The 2,939-nt window shown below is 68.8% G+C and carries 3 protein-coding genes; 1 reads left to right on the top strand and 2 read right to left on the bottom strand.

The genetic code is table 11. From position 1 onward, the window contains the following. A partial coding sequence (locus tag HLK59_RS50665) for a hypothetical protein (RefSeq protein WP_206328514.1) occupies positions 1-204 on the top strand: 204 nt, incomplete at its 5' end. Positions 205-248: 44 nt separating this feature from the next. Here HLK59_RS50665 and HLK59_RS49290 read toward each other — a convergent pair. Together HLK59_RS49290 and HLK59_RS49285 are read right to left on the bottom strand one after the other, a co-directional pair. Beyond that, positions 249-1,025, bottom strand: coding sequence for an ATP-binding protein (locus tag HLK59_RS49290; protein ID WP_171148222.1), 777 nt, complete (start codon positions 1,023-1,025; stop codon positions 249-251). Beyond that, positions 1,015-2,598, bottom strand: coding sequence for a Mu transposase C-terminal domain-containing protein (locus HLK59_RS49285; protein WP_171148221.1), 1,584 nt, complete (start codon positions 2,596-2,598; stop codon positions 1,015-1,017). Before HLK59_RS49285 ends, HLK59_RS49290 begins: the two co-directional genes overlap by 11 nt. Positions 2,599-2,939 lie beyond the last annotated feature (341 nt).

Below are 2,939 nucleotides of genomic sequence, written 5' to 3'. Positions count from 1 at the left end.
GGGGTGGGGGGGGGGGGTGCGTCGGTGGGGGGGGGGGCTCCCCTGGGGCGGTTCGCCGCGCTGTGGTACCCCGGGGCGTTGTCGACGGTGGACGACCAGGCGTCCCGTGCCAAGCCGGTGCGCTGCGAGTGCGGCCTGAGTGACAACTGGGTCATCGTCGGTGTCGAGGAGGACGGTGAATGCTGCTCCTACCGCATGACGTGATGCTGCACCCGGATCTGTCCTGTGCCGACTGCCTGGCTTCACTGCTACATGCCGCCGATCTTGCTGTAGACCCAGTGGACCAGGGCTTCGGTGACCGTGTCCGCGCCGGTCTTCCTCATCCCTGCCACGAGGTGGTGGGTGATGTTGGCCCAGTTGCGGAAGCTGCCGTGCGCGGCTTCGACGTCGACCGCATCGATCAACCCCGGCTCAGCCGTGGCCCACACCGGATGGAAAGCCGCGATGACCTGCCGTACCTCCGCCTTGGGGATGCGGTCGAACTCCTGCCAGATGTACATCCGTGAGGCGAGCATCGGCTCACGCCGCAGCACCCGATAGCAGCTGTCGCCACCGGCGAAGACGACCGCGATGTCCGTGTGCCGGTCATCCCACAGATGACGCCAGAACTCGAACCCGGTGCGGCTCATCCACTGGGCCTCGTCGCAGACCAGGACCCGGAACTGCTCGGCGAGGACGTTCTTCAGGAGCGCGTCGAACTCGATCGGACGCTTGGGCGGCTCACCAGGCAGGCGCAGAGCCTTGAACAGTCCGTGGCGGATGTCGCGCGGGGTGGGACCGGAGCGCAGTTCCAGGCGGTAGGTGATGTCGGGCGCCAGGGCCCGCAGCGCGGAGTTCACGGCCATGGTCTTGCCGTATCCGGCCGGCCCGTAGGCGCACATCATCGCCTTGGCTTTGATGACTGCCTCGATGTTGTCCCGGGGGGTCAGCAACGCCTCGGTCCCCACCAGGTGCGCTGCCTCCAGGCCGAGGAAGTGGTCCTCGCGCTCGTCAGGCAAGCGTCCGTAAGCCAGGTCAGTCTTCATCGCTCCGTCCGTCCTGCTGCTTGGGATCCACCAGCTGCACCCAGTGCTCCGGCGCCGGGCCGTGGGGAATCAGTCCCGGCCGGGCCAACTGGTGCCTGTCCCGTCGCGCCCCGCCCTCCAGTTCTCCGGCTGCCTCCCCGCGGGCCGGGGCACGGCTGCGTTCGGCCGGGCCGGCCACGGTCTGCGCCTTGAACCGCTCCCGGCGCAGTTTCTCAGCGGCTTTGAGATCAGCCCGCAGGCGGCGGGCCGATGCCGTGCGGGCGGCTCTGAGCGCACGGACCTGCTCCGCCGTGGCGGCCTCGGCCAGGTACACGCTGCCCAGGTGCGTGCCGTCGGCGGTGAAGACCTCGATGACGTCGTCGTGGTGAGGCAAATGCCGGATGAAGACGCGCGTGCCGGTCCGCCCGACCATCCAGTCGGCGATGTAGTCGCGGCGGTGCCACCTGATGCCGTGGCTGGTGATGGTCCGCTCCCGTCCGTCGCTTTCGAGTGAGAAGTGAGCCAGCTGCTCGGGCGGAGCCTCAGCCAGCGGGGTGGCATCGGCCATCCACGCCCCCAGCGGGGTCCTGCCGTCCAGGCCGGCAGGCCGGTGCTGGCTGTTCCACCAGTTCACCCAGTCCAGCAGCCCAGCCACGAAGGCCTCGAAGGTGAGAGCGGGCGCGTCCGGGTCAGCGCTCTTGCCTCCGGTGAGTTTCTGCCGGTGCAGGTAGCGGGGCAGGAGGACGAAGTGCATCTCCTCGGCTGCGTCGTTGAGCGCCTCGACGGTGCCTTTCAGATGCGGCGTGTACGGGGGCAGATCCACTACTGCGACGGCGAAGCCACCCATGGCGACAGTCACGGTGCGGCACAGGAATTCCTTGCCTCGGTCGACCCGGATGGCACCAGGGAGCCCTCCGGCCGGACCGTAGGGCTCACGCCGGTCAATCGCGCACCGCAACGAAGCCAGCACCGCGTCCCGGCTGGGCGTATGAGGCGTGACCGCAACACCGACAACCACTCTGGTCGCACAGTCGATGAACCACGTCACCCAGGGACAGACCAGCTCCCCTTCGACATCGACCTCAACGGGGACCCGCTTGTGGTCGCCTTCCCAGACAGCGTTGCGGTGGACGGGCGGCCGTGTAGCGAAGACATCGTGCACCCGCCGAGCCGCTTCACCCTGGCGCAGCCCGGCCCGCTCACCTGCCGTCAGGTCCCGGCGGATCGCCCGGTGCAGGGTCGCCAACGACGGCACCGGCCCACTGGCAGGATCCAAGCGAGCCCGCTCGGCCAACTCGGCGTGAACGCGGGAAGCGTTGCCGCCCCACAGGGCCAGCAGCGTGCGCACTTCAGGTGTCACCGTGAACCGCGCCGCAGAAACGCGACCGTACCGGCCCTCCTCCCGCGCGGCGGACAGCCACCGCCACACCGTCCGCTCGGAACGCCCCAACGCCTGGGCCACCAGACGGACATGGGCAGACGTCAGCTCATCGCGGCCATCGAGGTCGATCAGGCGCTGCACCGCGGCGGTCCGGCCCGCCTCGGCCGGCGTCCTTCCCACGCGCTGCCGTGCATCTGATCCGTCTTCGGCCATGCCTCAGTACTCTCACACCGTCGGCAGAGTTCTGACGGGCTTCGGCATCGCGATGACAGTAGGCAGACGTATCTGCTAGCAGCGCCCGCAGAAGAATGATCAAGAATCCCCGAACCCGGGATCCAAATCTGATGCCGTGTCAGTATTTAGTGACGAGACGTCAACTCACCCTGACAGCACCCTAGTTGCTGCCTCTTTTCGGAGTTCGCGGAGCGGACTCCGTCGCCGGATCGCGGAGCGATCCGGCTTCCGGGCCACGGAGTGGTCCGGTCCGGCGGCGGAGCCGCCGGGGAGGCGGGCGCGGAGCGCCCGCAGGGGGAAGCCGCGTAGCGGCTTCGCGT

Origin of the sequence: Streptomyces sp. S3(2020) (assembly GCF_013044505.1) — a bacterium.
Taxonomy (GTDB): Bacteria; Actinomycetota; Actinomycetes; order Streptomycetales; family Streptomycetaceae; genus Streptomyces.
Note: the sequence above shows the minus strand (reverse complement) of the source record. Positions and strands in the feature narration are given on the sequence as shown.

What these genes read in the sequence shown, in the direction of transcription:
- HLK59_RS49290 (WP_171148222.1), bottom strand. Translation starts at nt 1,025, where the DNA reads ATGAAGACTGACCTGGCTTACGGACGCTTGCCTGACGAGCGCGAGGAC.
- HLK59_RS49285 (WP_171148221.1), bottom strand. Translation starts at nt 2,598, where the DNA reads ATGGCCGAAGACGGATCAGATGCACGGCAGCGCGTGGGAAGGACGCCG.